This is a genomic window from Bradyrhizobium sp. SZCCHNR1043, from assembly GCF_032489675.1.
Classification (GTDB): Bacteria; Pseudomonadota; Alphaproteobacteria; order Rhizobiales; family Xanthobacteraceae; genus Bradyrhizobium.
Genome location: NZ_JAUEYN010000002.1, coordinates 19,942 through 39,099 on the forward strand (window position 1 = coordinate 19,942; position 19,158 = coordinate 39,099).

The window sequence follows — 19,158 nt, forward strand, 5'->3', positions numbered from 1 at the left end:
CCTTGCGCATGACCCGAATTCCCCCTCGTCCGCTGCTCGCCGCCTGCGTCCTGGCCAGCCTGCTCGCCCCTCTCGCCGCCACCGAGGCGGCCGCGCAGTTCGGCGCAGCGCCGCTGCAGATCAGCTGGGAGGTGCGCAACCGCTTCCGTCTCTTCCGCGAGGAGCGCGACTTCCTGCTGCATACCGAGAGCACGCGCGACCGCTCCATCCTCGCCGCCGAGCAGGCGCTGGGGGTGCAGAGCGACGGCCGCGGCTGGGCCCGCAACGTCGTCAACCGGCTCTGCATCGACCTCGCCGGCCGCGTCAACGAGCCGTGCACGCGCGACAACGTCAAGGAAAGCTATCTCACCCCCATCGACCATCCGGTCACCGTGCGCCTGACCGGCCCGGTGCCGGTCGGCGCCACCTGCGCCTGGTCGTTCGACGACGGCGACGGGCCGCAGACCTCGACCTTCGACTGCGCCGAGCCGGTCAATTTGCGCGTCCGCTACGGCCGCCAGACCGTGGCATCCGTCGATGTCGCCAGCCCGGAAGGCACGCGGCAGGTCTCGACCGGAATCCAGGTCCGCGACGTCCTGATCGCCGGCCTCGGCGACAGCATCGCCTCCGGCGAGGGCAATCCGGACCGCCCGATCGCGCTCGCCGACGACGGCTTCTGCTTCCGCTCCTATCTCGGCGGCCCGACCGCGCAATATTATCGGCCGAGCCGCGCCGGCTTCAAAGGCGGCCGCGCCTGCGAGGCGCCGGACACGCTACAGAACTGGCAGAAATACAGCGCGGTCTGGCTCAACGCTGCCTGCCATCGCTCGCTCTACAGCTACCAGACCCGCACGGCGCTGGCGCTCGCGGTGCGCTATCCGCACGTCGCGGTCACCTACCTGCCGCTCGCCTGCACCGGCGCCACCATCGCCGACGGCCTGTTCGGCAGCCAGCGCGCGCGCGAATGCACGCCCGGCCGCTCGGTCGCGACCTGCGCCGGCGGCGTCAACGGCCAGCTCGGCGAACTCCGCGAGGCGCTGACCGCGGCCAAGCGCCGCCAGCCGGACCGCAAGCTCGACCTGATTCTGCTGTCGATCGGCGCCAACGACATCAACTTCTCCGGCCTCGTCGCCGACGTCATCGTCGACACGCCGACCGAGCGCACCCTGTTCAAGCGCTCCGGCGTGATCGGCTCGGTGGAGGAATCGCGCAGCGAGCTGGCGAGCGACCTGCCGCAGGGCTTTGCCAAGCTGCGCGAGGCGCTGAAGCCGCTGGTCGGCGACCTCTCGCATGTCATCTACACCTCCTACGGCAATCCGGCGCTGAGCCGTGCCGGCACGCCCTGCCCGGGCGGCCCGGCCGGCTTCGAGGTCCATCCGTCGTTCAATGCCAATCCGCAGCGGCTCGCCAAGGTCGCGGGCTTCGTCGAGAACGAGTTCCTGCCGTCGCTGCGCGGGCTGGCGCAATGCACCGCGGGAGTTCTGTGCCGCGATCCGCAGGCCGACCGCATGACCTTCGTCGATGCTCATCAGGCCGCGTTTGCCGATCACGGCTTCTGCGCCCGCTCGACGCAGGATCCGCCGTTCGACCGCGAATGCTTTTCGGCCGACGGCGCCAGCTTCGATCCGAACATCGTCAGCGCCGCCAACGAGCCGCTGCTGTGCGGCCGCGGCGCCAGCGAATATCGCCCCTATTTGCCGCGCGCGCGCTGGATCCGCGACGCCAATGACAGCTACTTCTCGGCGATGACCTATCCGCAAGGGCTGCCCGCGGCGATGCAGCCTTCCGACATCCACGATGCGAGCTGGGGCGTGCTCTCGGCCGTCTATGGCGGCGCCGTGCATCCGACCGCCGAGGGCCACGCCGCCATGGCCGATGCCGCGTTTCCGGCCGCAGCAGAGGTGCTGAACCTCGATGCGGCCGAGCCCAACGTCACGAGCCAGCCGCTGCCGCCGGCGGGAGTCGTGCGGCAGTAGCGCGCGGCCAACAATCGGCTCACCGCCGATGCACCGAGTCGCCCGTCGGCCCGACGTTGCGTCCCGGTCGCGAGCGGAGTCCGTCGATTGCGCCGAAACGGCCTGCCGCAAAAGGTCGAAATTCGCCCGCCATTCCAGGTCGATGACTGCGTCCGGCCGCCTCGTGACAAAATTTCCTGTTTCTTTTTTCCAGAAATCATGCTTTGATGAGCGCATCCCGTGCTCATGAGAGGGGCGGTTCGCGGTCGTCACGAACGTGGAGTGCGGGACGCGGTGGGCGCCACCGGTCGCAGCGTGATCCGATCATGCCGACGAACGAGCGGCGGCGCACGGTGAAGTCGTAGGGTCCTGGCATGCTGATGCCAAGCGAGCGGTGGTGATGATCCGCTCGTGACGGGGGCAAGACAGCCGGTCCCCGGGGAGAGGACGTATAAGCCGTCAAACATCGCGCAGGGAATGCCGGTTGATCGGCTTTACCTGTGGTTCCTGCCGCCTGCATTTTTTTAGCAGGCGGGCCATGGGTGAGGCCCTCACCCGGCATTCCCTGCGCCCTCTCGCTCGAGAGGGTCGCGTTCAGCTTGAAAACTCGGACGCCATGCGCCGCGAGATCACGATGGTGTGTCGCTTAACAACGACCACCAAGCTGCAGTTCGGCGGCGAACTACTTAGTCGGCGCCGGCTTCTTCATCATCGGCGGCGGCGCCTGTTTGGTCGCGGGGCCAGTTGCCGTGGTCGCCTGGGCCGGCAGATATTTGGCGAGGATCGCGGGGTCGATCTGGGCCATGTTGGTATCTGGAAGACGGGTCCAGGTCTCGTCCTTGCCAAACAGCGAGATGCCGAGATAGCCGTGCAGGATCAGCGTCTGCCCGTCCGGACTGACCCGCATATTGGCCTTCCAGATGTTGCCGTCGCGAGGATTGAGCACGTTGCCGCCTTCGTATTTCAGGCCCTCGCGCTTCATGTCGCGCACGAAGGAGATGCCGAGCACCGGCGCATTCTTGCGGTCATCGCTGCACTTCGAACAGACCTCGTTCGGATTGTCGCCGGGGCGCGGAAACGTCTTGGCGATCACGCCCTCGAACACGCCGTCGTGGTCGATGAAGAGGAACCAGCCGACGGGCCTGCCATCCTCGACCTTCTGCCACAGACCGGCCGCGGTCGGCTCAGCCGCGAGCGCAGGCCGCGTCAGCAGAGCACCGGCAACGACGAGCGCGCCGATCGCGAGCTTCGTCACACCAGGCGCCAGCCGAAGTCGGGGAAACGCATTGCGCATCATCATCTCACCTTGACCAAGTCACAAAATGAATGGCCGCACAGTACGGCCGTTTCGTGCATCGTTCCAGCCCATAACAGGTCTGGCGCGCCGGTGAAACCGGCACGCGCAGGAAACATTTCTTCACATTTGAGTTGGTCCGGCGGCGCCGGGTTCCACGCTTCCGAGCAATTAGTTGACGCCGAGCTTCTTCTGCAGGCTCGACGACGACGTCGTGTACTGGAACACCAGCCGCTTCTCCGGATACACGTAGCGGTGCGCCTTCTGCGCCATCAGCGCACCCTCGTGGAAGCCGCACAGGATCAGCTTGATCTTGCCGGGATAGGTATTGATGTCGCCGATCGCGAAGATGCCGGGCACCGAGGTCTCGAACGCCGAGGTCTCGACCGGAATGAGATTGTGCTCGAGCGCGAGGCCCCACTCGGCGACGGGGCCGAGCTTCATCGTCAGGCCGAAGAACGGCAGCATCATCTCGCACGGCACGGTCTCGACCGCATTGTCGTTGCCCTTGATGGTGGCCGCGGAAAGCTGACCGTTCGCACCTTCGAGCGCCGTCACCTGACCGATGCGCAGATCCATCTTGCCGCTCGCCACGAGCGCGCGCATCTGCTCGACGCTGTGCGGCGCCGCGCGGAAATCGTCGCGCCGATGCACCAGCGTGATGCGCTTGGCGAGGGGATGCAGATTGAGAGTCCAGTCGAGCGCGGAATCGCCGCCGCCGACGATGACGACATTCTTGTTGCGGAACTGCTCCATCTTGCGCACGGCATAAAACACCGAGGTGCCTTCGTATGCCTCGATGCCCGGCACCGGCGGACGCTTCGGCTGGAACGAGCCGCCGCCGGCCGCGATCACCACGACCTTGCACTCGAACACCTTGCCGGCGTCGGTGGTGATGCGAAAACCGGGATCGCCGATCTTCTCGACCTTCTCGACCATCTCGCCGAGATGGAAGGTCGGGCTGAACGGCTTGATCTGCTCCATCAGCTGCTCAGTGAGGCCCTGCCCCGTCACCATCGGCACGCCGGGAATGTCGTAGATCGGCTTCTCCGGATACAGCTCGGCGCATTGGCCGCCGACCTTATCGAGGATGTCGATCAGATGCGCCTTGATGTCGAGCAGCCCCAGTTCAAAAACGGCAAACAGTCCGCAAGGGCCCGCGCCAATGATCAGCACATCGGTCTTGATCGCTTCGCTCATGTCGCTCTTCTCGTTGGAGGCGCCGCTCGACGGATGGCGGCAGATGGCGGTTCCGAATTTGTAGCCAACGGGGTGGTCGCAGGGAAGGCACAAAAGCCGCCCCTCGCTCGCGCGCGGCTTGCAGCAGCGGGCTTAGCCGGGTTTGAAGGGGACATGAATGATGGAGATCAATCGGTGACAGAGACGGCCCGCCGCGACCACGCGCCACGCCTGGAGGACTTTCCCTATCGGCTGACGGACAATGTCCGCTTCGGCGACCTCGATCCCAACCAGCACGTCAACAATGCGGTCTATGCGACCTATTTCGAGACCGGCCGGGTGACCTTGATGAAGGACCCGCGCCATGGCCTCGGACAGGAGGGGCTGGCCTGGATCATGGTGCGGCTCGACATGCATTTCCGGGCCGAGCTGCGCTGGCCGGGCATGATCGAGCTCGGACTGGGGGTCGTGAGGCTGGGGCGCACGTCGGTGACCTGCGAGCAGGTCGTGTTCTCGGACGGGCGCTGCGTGGCATCTGCCACCGCGGTCATGGTTCTGATCGACGAGGCGACGCGCAAGCCGGCGCCGCTGACGCCGAAGCTCATTGCTGCGCTCCAGCCGTGGGTCCGCCGCGGCGTGACGATCGCGCTGCCGGCATAGGCCTGGCGGCGATCACCGGGGGCGCGGCGATGAGGACGCGAGGCGAACGGTCAGGCCTGACGCTCGGGGGTGGAGACGACGAGGCCGTCGAGCTCGTCGGAGACCTTGATCTGGCAGGAGAGACGGGAATTCGGCCGGACATCGTAGCCGAAATCGAGCATGTCCTCTTCCATCGGGGTCGGCGGGCCGACCTTCTCGCGCCAGGCTTCGTCGACATAGACATGGCAGGTCGCGCAGGCACAGGCGCCGCCACATTCGGCCTCGATGCCGGGAATGGCGTTGCGGATCGCCGCTTCCATCACGGTCGCGCCGTTCTCGATCTCAACGGTTCTGGATTCGCCGGTATGGTCGACAAAGGTGATCTTGGCCATGTGTGCTCGTGCTGCGCAGGGAATGAGGTCGGGCTGTCCTATAACGGACCGCTCCGCTCCGCGCTAGTGCTGCCGCCGGCCGCTCAGGCCGCGCCGAGCATCTCCGAAATCGCCGCGCGGGCCTGCGCGATCGCCGTGCCCAGCCAGGCCAGCGCATCGGCCGGGTCGCCCGCCCGCAGCGCCGCTTCGAGCCCTTCCGCCGCGTCGGCGACATCGAGCGCGCCGACGGCGCGGGCCGAGCCCTTCAGCGTGTGGGCGACGGTGGCCGCATCCTCGGGCATCACCTGCAACCGCTCCAGCAGGCGGACAGCCTGGTCCGCAAACATGGCGAGCACCTCGCGCTCGAGCGCGCTGTCGCCGAGGGTCATCCGCCGCAGCAGGTCCAGGCTGATCGGCCCGTCGTCGGGAACCAGCGGAGGCGAGGGCATCCATTCGATCCGTGAAAGGTCGGGAATCATGGCGGCAATCCGGTCCGGCGGGCGCGCCGCGCGCGCCTGTGGTAAGTCAAGCACGACAATGGTTAATGCATTGTTACCGGCCCAATTGCCGCGGGTTTGCCGCGATTTGGGCCCGGCTCTGCCCCAATCGCGGCAGAAACGGGAATTCGCAGAACTTCTAAAGTGTTAACGGCGGGTGCTGTTAACGATGATTAAGAATCTCTTAACCACGGCCATTTCTTTCAACAGGCACTGCCAATAGGATGATGCCCGGATGGAGTGGGTCACCTGGCGGAATTTGCCACCCCTGGTGCCTGCGAGGGATGACGTCCGGTTCGAGCGTTGCGAGAGGGCACTCGTACGCGGCTCGCCGGATCGAAATTAAGACGAGGGCTCGGACTCAACATGGCGAACACTCCGAAAAAGGTCAAAGACCCGACTGAAGTTGCGCTGTCCGCCATTCAGGAGGCTTTGAACATCAGCGATTCGTCCGCGCCCACGGACTCGCAGAGCTCGGTCCACGCCGAGGGCGCCCCGCCCGTCATGCCGAACGGCGTGTCCAGTCTGGATTCGTTCGACTCGCGTCCGGGCATCGACCGCAGCAGCCTTGACGAGATCGAGCCGCCGCCGCTCGCCGCGCGCCGCCCGGCCAATGACGACCGCGAGACCATCGGCCAGTTGCTGCAGGCGATCCAGAAGGGCCGCCCGTCACGCGGCGTCTACACGCTGGCAACCGCCTTTGCAGGCATCTGGATCGTCGGCTGCGTCCTGCTGACCATCGGTTTCCTGCCCGCTTTGCAGGCCTTGATCGGCCAGAGCGGCGGCGTGCTGGTGCTCGCCGGTCTCGCCGCGGTGTTCTTCGCACCGGTTCTGCTGTTCTACTTCCTGGCCAGTCTCGCCTGGCGCGGCCAGGAGCTGCGCATGATCGCGCAGTCGATGGCGCAGGTCGCGATCCGCTTCTCCGAGCCGGAAGGCGCCGTCAGCGATTCCATCGTGACCGTCGGCCAGGCCATCCGCCGCGAGGTCGCGGCGATGGGCGACGGAGTCGAGCGCGCGATCGCGCGCGCAGGCGAGCTCGAGATGCTGGTCGCCAACGAGGTTGCAGCCCTTGAGCGCGCCTACAGCGACAACGAGGTCCGCATCCGCGCCCTGCTGCAGGACATCGCCCATCAGCGCGATAACCTCGTCGGCCAGGCCGAGCAGGTCCGCAGCGCCATCTCGGGCGTACAGATCGACCTTCGCCACGACATCGCGCTGATCTCGGACGCGATCGCCTCGCGCGTCGACGAGGTCGCCAAGAGCATCACCGGCGCGCTGGAAGAGCGCGGCGCCCACATCACGGCCGCGCTCGGCAACGCCGGCGACAACATGATCCTCGCGCTCGGCGAGCGCGGCGGCGATCTGCTCGACCGGCTCGAAGAGGCCAGCGCCGAGACCACCCGCGCCGTGCTCGACGCCTCGGAGCGGCTCACCACCAGCCTCAATTTCAAGACCGGCCACGTCCACGACGAGTTCGCCGACCTGTCGGACCGAGTCCACGAGATGCTGAACGAGCGCATCGACCGCATCACCAGCGAGTTCGAGCAGCGCACGGCCGCCATCGTCGACGGCATCTCGGTGCGAACCGAGCAGGTTCACGACCAGCTCAAGGCGTCCGGCGAGTCCCTCCTGCTGGAGCTCGAGCTGCGCAGCGGCGATCTCGTGACCAAGATCGACGAGGCGAGCCAGCGCATGTCCGGCCACATCGTCACGTCAGGCGAGAAGGCGAGCGAGTCGCTCGATGCGACCGTCAATTCGCTGGTCGCTAAGGTCGTCAGCCAGACCGAGAGCACCCACGACACGCTGTCGATCCAGATCAGTGCCTTCGACGAGCTGGTGAAGAACCAGGGCACCGAGCTCGCCGAGCGCTTCGCACGCGACAGCTCGACGCTGGGCGCGCTGATCACCCGGCACATCACCGAGTTCGACCGCACGGTGAAGACCTATGGCGGCGAGATCGTCGAGCGCATGGGCCAGCGGACCCAGGAAATCTCCGACAATCTCAAGTCCTATGTCGATACGTTCGATACGCGGCTGTCGTCCAACAGCGGTGAGATCACGGCGACGCTGGATCAGCGGCTGAACCAGTTCGAGACCAATCTGCAGGCCCGCATCACCACCCTCGACACCTCGCTCGATGCGAAGATCAAGACCTTCGACGACAGCGTCGAGGGCCGCCTCAAGTCGCTCGAAGAGAACTTCGACAACCGCGCGACCTCGGTCACTTCGACGATCGAAGGCCGCCTCGGCACTCTGTCCAACTCGCTGACCGACGGCGCTGCCCAGGTGCTGCACGCGATCGACTCGCGGCTGACCGTGCTGACCTCCTCGCTGACCGATGGCTCGGCCCAGGCGATTCAGTCGATCGATTCCCGCCTCAACATTCTGACCTCCTCGCTGACCGACGGCACCGACAAGGCGCTCGAAGCAATCGATCAGCGCATCCACAGCCTGTCGAACATCATCGACGGCCGCAGCTACGAGCTGACCGAAGCCGTCACCGCGCGCTTCCAGGACATCCATCAGGGCATCGAGACCCGCGTCGGCTCGATCGCCAAGGACATCGACCAGCGCGTCTCGCAGTTCGAAGACCTGCTCGGCTCGCGCGTCGAGGCCGTGGCCGGCCGCATCGAGAGCAGCGGCCGTCAGGCGAGCGACGAGCTGATGACCCGCGCCGAGCTGCTGTCCGCCAGCATCAAGTCGCACGTGGAAGACGCGGAGCGGGCGCTGACCAATCTCGTGGTCAACACCAGCGAGACCATCCAGACCGGGGCCCGCTCGGCACAGCAGGCGCTGCTCAACGTCTCGACCGACGTCGGCTCGCAGTTGAAGAACACGTCCGCCGAGGTCGAGCGCGCCCTGTCGAACGCGGGCAGCGGCGCGGCCGAGGCCGTCCTGACCAGTGCGCGCGAGGCCCAGGCCACGCTGGTCGCGGCCTCCGGCGAGACCGCCGACCAGATCAAGTCGCTGTCGGCCGACGTCGAGCGCACGCTCACGGCGGCAGGCTCGACCACCGCAGCCTCGATCCTCGCCGGTGCGCGCGAGGCCCAGAATACGCTGGTGTCCGCCTCCTCCGATGCCGCCACCCACGTCAAGTCGCTCGCCGTCGACGTCGAGCAGGCGCTGACGGCCGCCGGCTCGGCCACGGCAGCCTCGATCCTCGCCGGTGCGCGCGAGGTTCAGAACACGCTGGTGTCCGCCTCCTCCAACGCGGCCGAGCACGTGAAGTCGCTCGCAGCCGATGTGCAGCGCTCGCTGACCAGTGCCGGGACGGGAACCGCCGAAGCCATCACGGCGAGCGCTCGTGATGCCCAGCATGCCCTGCTCGCGGCATCGAGCGAAGCGGCCGAACAGGTCAAGGCGCTGACCGTCGACGTCCAGCGCTCGCTGTCGATCGCAGGAACCACGACCGCGGAAGCGATCACCGGCGGCGCCCGGGAAGCGCAGACCACGCTGATCAGCGCGTCGTCCGAAGCAGCCAATCACGTCAAGTCGCTGGCAGCCGACGTCGAGCGGACGCTCGCCGCGGTCGGAACCAGCACTGCCGCAGCGATTGTTAATAGCGCCCGCGACGTCCAGACGAAGCTCGTCACCGCCTCGACGGAAGCAACCGAGCACGTCAAGTCGCTGGCCGTCGATGTCGAGCGGACGCTGTCGTCTGTCGGCGCCGATACCGCGGCCTCGATCCTCAACAGCGCGCGCCAGGCGCAGATGTCACTGACCGCCACGTCGGCCGACACCGCGGCTACCCTGGTCGGCAGCGCACGCGAAGCCCAGGCGGTGCTGACCACGACCACGACCGAGACGGTCGCGGTGATCGTCGGCGGCGCGCGCGAGGCCCAGAACCTGCTGACGGCCACCTCCACCGACACCGCGGGCCAGCTCAAGGCGATGTCGTCGGAGATCGAGCGCGTCATCAATTCCGTCGCGGCGAACACCACCGACGCGATCCAGAGCAGCGCGCTCAATGCGCAGAGCGCACTCGTCGCCGCCTCCAACGAGGTCTCCACGCGGGTCAAATCGACCTCGACCGAGATCGAGCGCTCGGTGCTTGCCGCCGGCAACTCGTTCGGCTCGGCCATGACCGGCAAGACCGACGAGATCGTCACCTATGTGCAGCAGCAGAGCGAACGACTGTCGCAGATGCTCGACGGCAAGCGCGGCACGCTGGTCGAGACGCTGAACTCGAAGACCAACCAGCTCACGATCGAGATCGATCGCGTCACCACCGATGCGCTGAAGGCGATCGAGGTCCGCGGCCAGAACTTCGCCCAGAGCGTCAATGGCAACGGCTCCGAGGTCGCCCGCACCATCACCTCAGCGGGCGAGCTCGCGACCACCGCGATCACCAAGTCGCTCAAGGAGCTGGAGCAGGCCTCGCGCGCGGCGATCGAGCAATCGCGCCAGGTCTCGGTGGCTGCGGTCACCGAGATGCAGGAGACGAGCAAGATCCTGCGCACCGACACGGTCGCCCTGTTTGAACGTCTGCGCGAGGGCAACATCCTGCTGCAGGAGGTCCTGACCGGCGCCCACGACAACCTCAACTCGCTGGAGCGGGCGCTGGTCACCCGGGTGGCCGACTTCGTCACCGCGATGAACGACGTCACCGCACGCAACGGCACCGCGACGCAGACGCTCGAGGACCAGCTCAACGTGTTCAACTCCAAGACGTCGCGGGCGCTGGAGGATCTCAACTCGCTGTCCGGCCAGTTCGACGCGCATGGCAAGGCGCTGATCGAGGCGGCGGCCATTGTCGAGCAGAGCAACCGCGATGCGACCGTCTCGATCTCGGATCGCAAGACGACGCTGGAATCGCTGGTCACCACCATCGATCTGCGCACCGCCGATCTCGACCAGCGTCTGACGCGCTTCACCACCCTGCTCGACGAGTCCTTGGCGGCCGCCGAGGAGCGCGCCCGCGACATCGCCCGGGTCGTGGCGGAAACGGCGGGTGCCGGCTCCACCGCGCTCAGCCGGCAGTTCGAGGCCATCCGCGCCAACGCCGAGGAGGAACGCCGCCTCACCACGTCGCAGATGCAGGAGATCTACCAGCAGAGCACGCAGGAAGCCGATGCGATGTTCAAGCAGTCGGCGGAGAAGTTCGCCACGCTGGTGTCGAGCATGAAGCAGATGACCGCCGAGATGCATCGCGAGCTCGAAGCGACGCGCAACGAGCTGCGCCGCGGCGTGCTGGAGATGCCGCAGGAGGCCGCCGAGAGCACGGCGCAGATGCGCAAGGTCATCGTCGACCAGATCGAGGCGCTGGCCGAGCTCAACCGGATCGTCGCGCATCACGGCCGCGGTCTCGACGTGGTCAGCGCGTCGCGTCCCGCCGCGGTCGCCGCTCCCGCAGCCGTGATCCGTCAGGAAGAGCCGATCGTCGCCGCAGCCGTCGGCGGCCGGCCGGACATGCGCCTGCGCGAGCCGGCTGCGACCAGCGTCGCCAACCTGCCGCCGCCGGATCTCGGCATGCAGCCGCCGGCCCCGCCGCCACAGCCGCGCCGTGTCGAGGCGCCGCCGATGGGTCCGGTCGCCGATCAGCGCAGCGACAACTGGCTGTCCGACCTGCTTAACCGGGCCGATAACAGCACCGCCGGCCAGACTGCGCCGCGCGGCCGCGGACCGGCCCAGCAGCAGCCGGGCAATCCGCTGGAGTCGCTGTCGCTCGACATCGCACGGCTGATGGACCGCAATCTCGCGGCCGAGATGTGGGACCGTTACCAGCGCGGCGAGACCAAGGCGTTCTCCAAGCGTCTCTACACCCCGGCCGGTCAGAAGGCATTCGACGAGGTCGCCCGCAAGTACCGCGCCGACCGCACCTTCAAGCAGACGGTGGACCGCTACATCACCGAGTTCGAACGGCTGCTCGACGAGGTCGCCCGCGACGACCGCAACCCGCAGGCGCTGCGCGCCCAGCTCACCTCGGAGACCGGGCTGGTCTACACCCTGCTCGCCCACGCCGCCGGCCGGCTGGCGTGATGGGAGCGAATGGGAGAGTAGCGAGTAGCGAAGGGTTCAGTAGAACCAGCGCTGCGACAAGAAGAACAAGCGGAGGCCACGAGGCCTCCGCTTCGCGTTTGGAGATGCAATGAAGGCGCTTTCGGCTTTGGCCGTTCGGGCCCCGCATCGCCGGCACAACGGTGTGCGACGTGCTCCGTAGCCAGCCAGCAGCGGTGGATAGCGACAGCGATGGAGCGCAGTCCGCTGCCGCGCGCCCCTATTCGCTACTTCCCTATTCGCAACTCGCTCGCGTCACCGCCGCCCCGTCGCCGCCGGCGCCGCGGGCGCGGGCTGCGAGGCCTGGGCGTTGCTCGGGCTGGCGTTGCTGGCCCCGAACAGGACCCGGGTCGGATTGCGATCGAAATTGTTCACGGCGCGGCTGATGTCGGACAGCGTGCGCCGTCCATCGGCCATCAGCGCGCCGGAGCGCTTGTCCAGATCCTCGGCGAGCTCGCGGATCGATTTCACCGTCAGGAACAGCTCGCCGCCATCCTTGCCGCCGGCCAGCGTGTTGAGACCGAGCATCAGGGTATCGGCCTTGCCCATGATGCCGTCGACACGGCTCATGACGCCATCGATGCGCTCGGAATTGCGGGCCAGCGACTGGGTGAAGACCTCGAGGTTCTTGATCGAGTTCTTCACGGCGTCCTGGTTGTCGGCGACCACCTTGTTGATGTTCTGCAGGGTGGCGCGGATCGCTTCGGTCACGTCCTGCAGCCGGGTCGGATCGGCACGCAGCACCGGCACGCCATCCTCGTCGAGCGGCGGCGGCGGCGCAGCCTCCTCGCCGCCCTTGAGCGAGATCGCGGCGACGCCGGTCAGTCCCTGGAACTCGAGCCCGACCAGGGTATCCTTGCGGATCGGCGCGTTGTTCTCGACCATCGCCAGCGCCACGACGCGGCGCGGATTGTCGAGCTTGACCGAGATGACCTCACCGACCCGGATACCATTGAAGTTGACGCTGCCGCCGTTGCGCAGACCCGCGGCCGGCCCCTCGAACACGACCCGCAGCGGGCTGCGCTGCTTGGTCGTGTGCAGGCTCTGAAACCAGAGGACAAACCCGACCGCCGCGGCAATCACTGCCAGCGTGAACGATCCGATCAGGACGTAATTCGCCCGCGTTTCCATTACCAACTCCGGTACCGGCACGTCGCAGCGGAGATCCCAGCCGCCGCTCCCATGCGCTCTCGGTTGGCGCCGGACTGCGGCACCCACCCCATCAGCTATGTCGCAGGAGTCCCCACTCCCGCTCACAAAAATAATCGCCCCGAGGGGCGCTACGCACTAACCCATCACGGCCCGTGCACGCTTGCCGTGGAAATACTGCCGGAGCCACGGATGTTCCGAGGCCTGCATGTCGGCCATCGATCCCGCAGCGATAATCTTGCCGTTGCCCAGCACGGCGATGCGGTCGCACGCCGTATACAGGCTGTCGAGATCATGGGTTACCATGAAAACGGTCAGTCCCAAAGTGCGCTGCAGGGTACGGACAAGCTCGTCGAAATCGCCGGCGCCGATCGGGTCGAGCCCCGAGGTCGGCTCATCGAGGAACACCAGCTCCGGATCGAGCGCGAGCGCGCGGGCCAGCGCGACGCGCTTGATCATGCCCCCCGACAGCTCGCTCGGGAAACGATCAGCAACATCGGGCCGCAATCCGACCATCACCAGCTTGGCGACCATGATCTCGTCGAGCAAACGCTGCGAGACCTTGAGATATTCCCGGACCGGGAACTGGATGTTCTGCCGCACCGTGAGCGAGGAGAACAACGCGCCCTGCTGGAACAGCACGCCCCAGCGCCGCTCGACGGCGCGGCGGCCGGCACGATCGGCGGCGTCGAGATCGACGCCGAACACCTCGATGTTGCCCGACAGCTTGGGCACCAGGCCGATGATGGTGCGCGTCAGCACCGACTTGCCCGCACCGGAGGGACCGACGAAGCCCAGGATCTCGCCGCGCTTGACATCGAGGTCGAGCCCGTCGAGCACGCGCGTCTTGCCGAACTGCACGGTGACGTCACGCACGCGGATGATCGGATCGGACATCTCCTGCGTCATGTCACATCCCGACCGCGGCGAAGAAGATCGCGAACACGCCGTCCATCACGATGACGAAGAAGATACCCTTCACCACCGATGAGGTGGTGTGGCGCCCGAGCGACTCGGCGCTGCCCTGCACGGCCAGTCCTTCGACGCAGGCGACGATCCCGATCACCGCCGCCATCACCGGCGCCTTGAGCAGCCCGACCGTGAAATGATCGATCGAGATCGCATCGCGAAGGCGCAGCAGGAAGGCCTCGGGATCGACGCCGCCATAGAACCACGCCACCAGCCCGCCGCCATAGAGCGCGGCGATGTCGCCGAGGAAGGCCAGGATCGGCAGCGCGATCACCAGCGCGAGCATGCGCGGCAGGATCAGGACCTCGATCGGATCGAAGCCCATGGTACGCAGCGCATCGATCTCCTCGCGCATCTTCATCGAGCCGAGCTCGGCCGTGTAGGCGCTGCCCGAGCGGCCGGCGATCATGATCGCCACAAGCAGCACGCCGATCTCGCGCAGCACCAGCACGCCGAGCATGTCGACCACGAAGATGTCGGCGCCGAACCTGCGGAAATGGAAGATGCCCTGCTGGGCGATGATGCAGCCGATCAGGAAGGTGATCAGCACGATGATCGGCACCGCGCGCCAGCACACCTGCTCGAGATGATGGATGGTCGAGGTCAGCCGGAAGCTGCGGGGATGGACGAGCACCCGGCCGCTGGCGACGATCACGGCGCCGAGCATGTCGATCAGCGCGGCGACCGTGCCGAAGATGCCGGCGACACTGAGGCCGATCTGGCCGAGCATGCCGGTGATGGTCACCATCGTCGCGTCGCCATTGGGCGCGGTGCTGACGCGGCGAACCTCGTCGACCAGGCTGGCGTAGTTCGCAGAGAGCCCATCGATCCGGACCTCGACGGTTCCGGTCGTGAAGCTGCGGCGCAGCCGCTCGATCAGCCAGGCGCCGAACGTGTCGAGCTTGGACACCTGGGAGACGTCGATCGAGACATCGATCTTCTTGCCGGCGAGCTTTTCGGCATCGGCGACAAGCCGTTCGAGCGACGGCGCAAAGGGCGCAGTCCAAGCGCCGGTCGCGCGCAGCGACAGCGCGTTGCCATCGCCACTGCGCTGCAAATCAGGGCCGCCCTTCACGACGGCCATCCTCGGAGCCTCGGACGTCCGCTCCTTGACGAGAAAAATCCCACCGCGTCGCTACCACCTTGCCGGAGACCACTATCAACAGCCATAGTCGGTCAGATCGCGCAAGCCCCAAGCGCCTCATTCCGGTTCACAAATCGCCAGACTTTCAAATGACTTCCAACGATTTTCCAATACTGGACGCCCGGATCGGCCACTGGCCGATCGCCGGCAGCTTCACGATCAGCCGCGGCGCCAAGACCGAAGCGGTCACGGTGATCGCGGAAGTGCGACACGGCACGATCGTCGGCCGCGGCGAATGCGTGCCCTATGCGCGCTATGGCGAGACCCCCGAGGCATCGTTGAGCGCGCTGCTCGCGATGCGCGATGCGATCGCCTCTGGTCTCGACCGCAACGCCCTACAGACGGCGATGCCACCGGGGGCGGCGCGCAATGCGCTCGACTGCGCGCTGCTCGACCTTGAAGCCAAGCGGAGCGGCCGGCGCATCTGGGACCTGCTCGGACGCCGCGCGCCGGGGCCATGCGTGACCGCCTACACGATTTCGCTCGGGACCCCCGACGTGATGACCAAAGCTGCGGCCAAGGCCGCGCACCGCCCGCTGCTCAAGATCAAGCTCGGCGGCGACGGCGATCCGGCGCGGATTGCAGCCGTGCGCGAGGCAGCTCCGCAGTCACAACTGATCGTCGATGCCAACGAGGCCTGGACCGAGGCGAATTTGGAGTCCAATCTCGCGGCCTGCGCCGCCGCCGGCGTCACGCTGGTCGAGCAGCCGCTTCCCGCAGGAAACGACGAAGCGCTCGCCAACATCGCGCGCCCGCTCGCGGTGTGCGCCGACGAGAGCGTGCACGACCGCAACTCGCTCGAAGCGCTGCGCGGACGCTACGACGCCGTCAACATCAAGCTCGACAAGACCGGAGGGCTCACCGAGGCGCTTGCCATGGCCGATGCCGCGCGCTCGCTCGGCTTCGACATCATGGTCGGCTGCATGGTGGCGACATCGCTCTCGATGGCACCGGCCATGCTGCTGACGCCGCTCGCCCGTTTCGTCGATCTGGACGGACCGCTGCTGCTCGCCGAGGATTGCGAGCACGGCCTGCACTACGAGGACAGCCTGGTCTATCCGCCCGATCAGGCGTTGTGGGGCTGAAGCGACAGGCTTCGGTGCGCGATCCACATCAGGACGCCACCCGCTCCGGCCATCGCGGCCATCACGTAGTAGACACCGGGTCCATAGGCCGCATAGACCGGCCCCGAGAGGGCCGATGCCGCCGAGCCGACCACGCCGCTCGCAGCCGCATAATAGCCCTGCCCGCGCGCCGTCAGTTGCGCCGGCACATGGCGGACCAGCAGCCCCATGGTTCCGACCAGGGTCAGCCCGAAGGTGAAGCCGTGACTGATCTGGACCGCGGCGAGCCCGGCTGCATGCGGCTCCTGAGCCGTGAGGCTCCAGCGCAGCACGGCCGCCGCTGCACCGATCATGACCAGGTTGGCGGGCGCCAACGTGAAGCGTGGTGACAGGGCGAACACGACGATCTCGGCCAGCACGCCCATGGTCCAGAGCCAAGCGATGGTCAGCCCGCTGAAGCCCTGCGCCTTCCACGCGATGGCGGAGAACGTGTAGTAGGCCGCATGGCTGGCCTGGATCAGCGCCGAAGCCGCGATGATGCAGAGGAAGCTCGGATGGCCCAGCAGACTGCGCCCGTCCCGGGCCAGGCCGGCGCCATGCGGCAGGGGCGGCAGCGCCTGCAGCAGCAGGCTGCTTGCCGCACCGCACAGCGCGACCAAGAGGATGATCCAGATCAGCTCGGACGACGGCGCGAGGTCGGCCACCCCGCCGCACAGCAGCGTTCCGGCGATGAATGCGGCCGATCCCCACAGCCGCAGGCGACCGTAGTTCAGGCCATAGCTCATCACGCCACGGAGCGCATAAGCGTCCGTCAGCGGGACAACGGGTGTCCATAGACAGCAGGTTGCCACATAGACCAAGAATACCAGCCAGGGTTCGCGCTGGAAGGCGAGAACCACAAAGCCCGATGCCGTTGCGAAGGTGGTCAGCCGCATCGCGGCGCGCAGGGCCTGCCGGCGCTCGGCAACCGCGGTGATCAGCGGCAGGACGGTGAAGCGGGTCACGGCGGGAACCGCGATGATCACGCCGATCCACGAGGCGTCCAGCCCGATCGCCCGTAGCCACACGGGGAAAAACGGCAGATGCGTCCCCGACAGCATGAACACCGCGCCATAGAACAGCTCCAACCTGTCCGCGAATCGGCGCGACAATACCGGCGATGTGGTGGAGATTTGTCGGGACAGTGGCATCAATTCAATTGCGATTCGATCAATATCATGGTGATCGTTATGCCAACGCGCAGCAATGTGCGCGATAGGTTTGCCATGGTCGATGAAGTCTTCGCCCTCTCGCCGATATCCGCCCGCGCGGCTCAGCCGAACGAGGCCGATTACGAGGCGATCCGCGACGCCTTCATGGAGACGTCCCGAGGCCGCTGGTTCCTCGGCGAATACGCCAAACGCAACCGCAATGCCGACACCAGCATGGTGCTCGACGCCGTGGCCCGCATCGAGCATGCGCTGGCCTCGCAGCGTCAGCAGCAGCAGGAGTTCGAGCAGGCCGACAGCAAGGCGCTGCCCGAAGCGCTGGCCGCGATCCGCGCCTCGGTCGAAGACGCTGCACTCGCCGCAGCCTCTGCGGTCGACAGCATGGCCCTTGAGCAGAACCTGGCGCCGGTGCGCAAGGGCATCCGAATCATCAAGGAAATTTCCTGGCGCTGGCGCGAGATCGGCGCCGATTCCCGGATCTGCGACCTGATCGATTCACAGGTCACATCGATCGAGGCCGCGTGCGACCAGCTTGCGAGTGCCGACCCCAAGGTCGCGCTGCTTGCGGCCTTCGAGATCATCAAGACGCGGCTGAAGGAGCTCGACGCGGCGGAAGCAAGCGTTCCGCCCGCGGCTGACGAGATCAAGCCGGCGACCGAGTCCGCCGCCCCGCCAGTACCTGATGTCGCATCGGGTCCGGCTGCGGAGGCGACGGTCTCGGCTGAGCCGCAGGTGGCTTCGGGGCCGTTGCCCGTGCCGGAACAGACGGAGGCGGCCCAAGCCGGGCCCGAGATGACCATTCCGCTCGTTGCCGCAGTGGCCGCGATCGAATCGGTCGAGACATCCTCCGGCGCTGACACTGTGATCATGGCGGCTGCAGCGGTTGAAGCCAGGATGGTTGACACCGACGCTGCGGCGCTGGTGCAGCCCCCCGCAGCTGCGACCGAGCCGTCGGTGGACGAAACCCTTCTCGAAATCGAGCAGCACGCCGCGGCGGCCCTGGATGACGCCGTCGCCGCAGAAGCCCACGACGAAGCCATCCTGGAATTGGTCGCGGCGGAGATGGGTGCTCCCGATCCGATCGACGACGAGGAGTTCAGCCGGGCCAGGACGCTTGGCTTCGACATTGAGGAGCCAACCTCGGTCGACGACGACATCGTCGCGAGCTTCAGCGAGCCGGCGCCGTCGGAGCCGGATCTCGCGCTGACCACGGCAGAAGCCTCGGTTGCCACGGCGGCGTCGGCTCCCGCTGCGCCCACGATGTCTGCCCCGCCAATGTATGCCCCGCCGATGCCGGCCCCGCCCGCGGCGGCCCCGCGCATGGCCTCGCCTCCAGCCCCGGCGCCAGTCCCCAGCGTGCCCGTATCGGCACCGCTTCCGGAGGCGATCACTATCGAGACCCTGGCCGCCGTGGCGGCTGCAGTCGCAGCTCAATCTCCCGCGGCGGCCCCGCAGGCCGATGTTGCGCCGAGCCAGCAGGTCCGCCCGACCGCCGCCGCGGCTCACAGCACCAGCGCATCCGCGATGCCCAGGCCTGCCTACGAGCCGTCGCTGGGATCGACGCTCCTGTCGAACGGCCTTCTGCAGCGGCCACAGGCGCCCGCCAATGACTTGCTGGCGCCGATCCGTCGCATGACCCAGCCTGAGAAGATCGCATTCTTCTCGTAGGGCGAGAGCGTCTCGGCCACCTCCTATCGAACCTCGATCACTGAG

The 19,158-nt window shown here is 67.1% G+C and carries 13 protein-coding genes; 5 read left to right on the forward strand and 8 right to left on the reverse strand.

Annotated elements, in window-relative coordinates:
• Positions 1 to 8 precede the first annotated feature (8 nt).
• A complete protein-coding gene (locus QX039_RS02755) occupies positions 9 to 1,955 on the forward strand; it encodes a hypothetical protein (RefSeq protein WP_315774083.1) in 1,947 nt (648 codons plus the stop codon).
• A 661-nt stretch (positions 1,956 to 2,616) separates the two neighbouring features.
• Here the strand turns inward: QX039_RS02755 and QX039_RS02760 are convergent.
• Both QX039_RS02760 and QX039_RS02765 read right to left on the reverse strand, forming a co-directional pair.
• Entirely contained in the window at positions 2,617 to 3,228 is a 612-nt protein-coding gene (locus QX039_RS02760) for a DUF2147 domain-containing protein (protein WP_315738816.1), read from the reverse strand.
• 171 nt (positions 3,229 to 3,399) lie between these two features.
• Positions 3,400 to 4,428, reverse strand: coding sequence for an NAD(P)/FAD-dependent oxidoreductase (locus tag QX039_RS02765; RefSeq protein WP_315738817.1), 1,029 nt, complete (start codon positions 4,426 to 4,428; stop codon positions 3,400 to 3,402).
• A gap of 174 nt (positions 4,429 to 4,602) precedes the next feature.
• On the opposite strand from QX039_RS02765, the gene QX039_RS02770 reads away from it, so the two are divergent.
• A complete protein-coding gene (locus QX039_RS02770; RefSeq protein ID WP_315738818.1) occupies positions 4,603 to 5,067 on the forward strand; it encodes a thioesterase family protein in 465 nt (154 codons plus the stop codon).
• A gap of 50 nt (positions 5,068 to 5,117) precedes the next feature.
• Here the strand turns inward: QX039_RS02770 and QX039_RS02775 are convergent, their stop codons facing one another.
• Together QX039_RS02775 and QX039_RS02780 are read right to left on the reverse strand one after the other, a co-directional pair.
• Positions 5,118 to 5,438 carry a 2Fe-2S iron-sulfur cluster-binding protein gene (locus tag QX039_RS02775; protein ID WP_315707114.1) on the reverse strand — a complete coding sequence of 107 codons (321 nt, stop codon included), beginning with the start codon at positions 5,436 to 5,438 and terminating at the stop codon, positions 5,118 to 5,120.
• 83 nt (positions 5,439 to 5,521) lie between these two features.
• The gene (locus QX039_RS02780) at positions 5,522 to 5,896 is read right to left on the reverse strand and encodes an Hpt domain-containing protein (protein ID WP_315774086.1); all 375 of its coding nucleotides are present in this window, start codon (positions 5,894 to 5,896) and stop codon (positions 5,522 to 5,524) included.
• Between the two features lie 384 nt (positions 5,897 to 6,280).
• Here QX039_RS02780 and QX039_RS02785 point away from each other — a divergent pair, with 384 nt between their 5' ends.
• Entirely contained in the window at positions 6,281 to 11,893 is a 5,613-nt protein-coding gene (locus tag QX039_RS02785) for a methyl-accepting chemotaxis protein (RefSeq protein ID WP_315774087.1), read from the forward strand.
• 273 nt (positions 11,894 to 12,166) lie between these two features.
• Here QX039_RS02785 and QX039_RS02790 read toward each other — a convergent pair whose 3' ends face one another.
• The 3 genes from QX039_RS02790 to QX039_RS02800 all read right to left on the reverse strand — a co-directional run bounded on the left by QX039_RS02790 (position 12,167) and on the right by QX039_RS02800 (position 15,104).
• Positions 12,167 to 13,042, reverse strand: a complete 876-nt coding sequence (locus tag QX039_RS02790) for an MlaD family protein (protein ID WP_315774089.1) — start codon at positions 13,040 to 13,042, stop codon at positions 12,167 to 12,169.
• Positions 13,043 to 13,198: 156 nt separating this feature from the next.
• On the reverse strand, positions 13,199 to 13,969 hold the full coding sequence (locus tag QX039_RS02795) for an ABC transporter ATP-binding protein (RefSeq protein ID WP_315738822.1): 771 nt from the start codon (positions 13,967 to 13,969) through the stop codon (positions 13,199 to 13,201).
• A gap of 1 nt (position 13,970) precedes the next feature.
• On the reverse strand, positions 13,971 to 15,104 hold the full coding sequence (locus QX039_RS02800) for an ABC transporter permease (RefSeq protein WP_315739128.1): 1,134 nt from the start codon (positions 15,102 to 15,104) through the stop codon (positions 13,971 to 13,973).
• Positions 15,105 to 15,262: 158 nt separating this feature from the next.
• On the opposite strand from QX039_RS02800, the gene dgcA reads away from it, so the two are divergent.
• Complete coding sequence (dgcA, locus tag QX039_RS02805; RefSeq protein WP_315774091.1) at positions 15,263 to 16,258, forward strand: N-acetyl-D-Glu racemase DgcA; 996 nt, start codon at positions 15,263 to 15,265, stop codon at positions 16,256 to 16,258.
• On the opposite strand, the gene QX039_RS02810 is transcribed toward dgcA, so the two are convergent.
• Positions 16,240 to 17,427 carry an MFS transporter gene (locus QX039_RS02810; RefSeq protein ID WP_315774093.1) on the reverse strand — a complete coding sequence of 396 codons (1,188 nt, stop codon included), beginning with the start codon at positions 17,425 to 17,427 and terminating at the stop codon, positions 16,240 to 16,242. The two genes, dgcA and QX039_RS02810, sit on opposite strands and share 19 nt — an antisense overlap.
• A 75-nt stretch (positions 17,428 to 17,502) precedes the next feature.
• On the opposite strand from QX039_RS02810, the gene QX039_RS02815 reads away from it, so the two are divergent.
• Positions 17,503 to 19,113: a hypothetical protein gene (locus QX039_RS02815; RefSeq protein ID WP_315774095.1), complete on the forward strand. Its 1,611-nt coding sequence runs from the start codon at positions 17,503 to 17,505 to the stop codon at positions 19,111 to 19,113.
• Positions 19,114 to 19,158: the final 45 nt, after the last annotated feature.

Coding starts and splice junctions, on each gene's coding strand:
- QX039_RS02810 (WP_315774093.1), bottom strand. CDS start 17,427: ATGCCACTGTCCCGACAAATCTCCACCACATCGCCGGTATTGTCGCGC.
- dgcA (WP_315774091.1), top strand. CDS start 15,263: ATGACTTCCAACGATTTTCCAATACTGGACGCCCGGATCGGCCACTGG.
- QX039_RS02760 (WP_315738816.1), bottom strand. CDS start 3,228: ATGCGCAATGCGTTTCCCCGACTTCGGCTGGCGCCTGGTGTGACGAAG.
- QX039_RS02755 (WP_315774083.1), top strand. CDS start 9: ATGACCCGAATTCCCCCTCGTCCGCTGCTCGCCGCCTGCGTCCTGGCC.
- QX039_RS02785 (WP_315774087.1), top strand. CDS start 6,281: ATGGCGAACACTCCGAAAAAGGTCAAAGACCCGACTGAAGTTGCGCTG.
- QX039_RS02815 (WP_315774095.1), top strand. CDS start 17,503: ATGGTCGATGAAGTCTTCGCCCTCTCGCCGATATCCGCCCGCGCGGCT.
- QX039_RS02790 (WP_315774089.1), bottom strand. CDS start 13,042: ATGGAAACGCGGGCGAATTACGTCCTGATCGGATCGTTCACGCTGGCA.
- QX039_RS02795 (WP_315738822.1), bottom strand. CDS start 13,969: ATGACGCAGGAGATGTCCGATCCGATCATCCGCGTGCGTGACGTCACC.
- QX039_RS02780 (WP_315774086.1), bottom strand. CDS start 5,896: ATGATTCCCGACCTTTCACGGATCGAATGGATGCCCTCGCCTCCGCTG.
- QX039_RS02775 (WP_315707114.1), bottom strand. CDS start 5,438: ATGGCCAAGATCACCTTTGTCGACCATACCGGCGAATCCAGAACCGTT.
- QX039_RS02765 (WP_315738817.1), bottom strand. CDS start 4,428: ATGAGCGAAGCGATCAAGACCGATGTGCTGATCATTGGCGCGGGCCCT.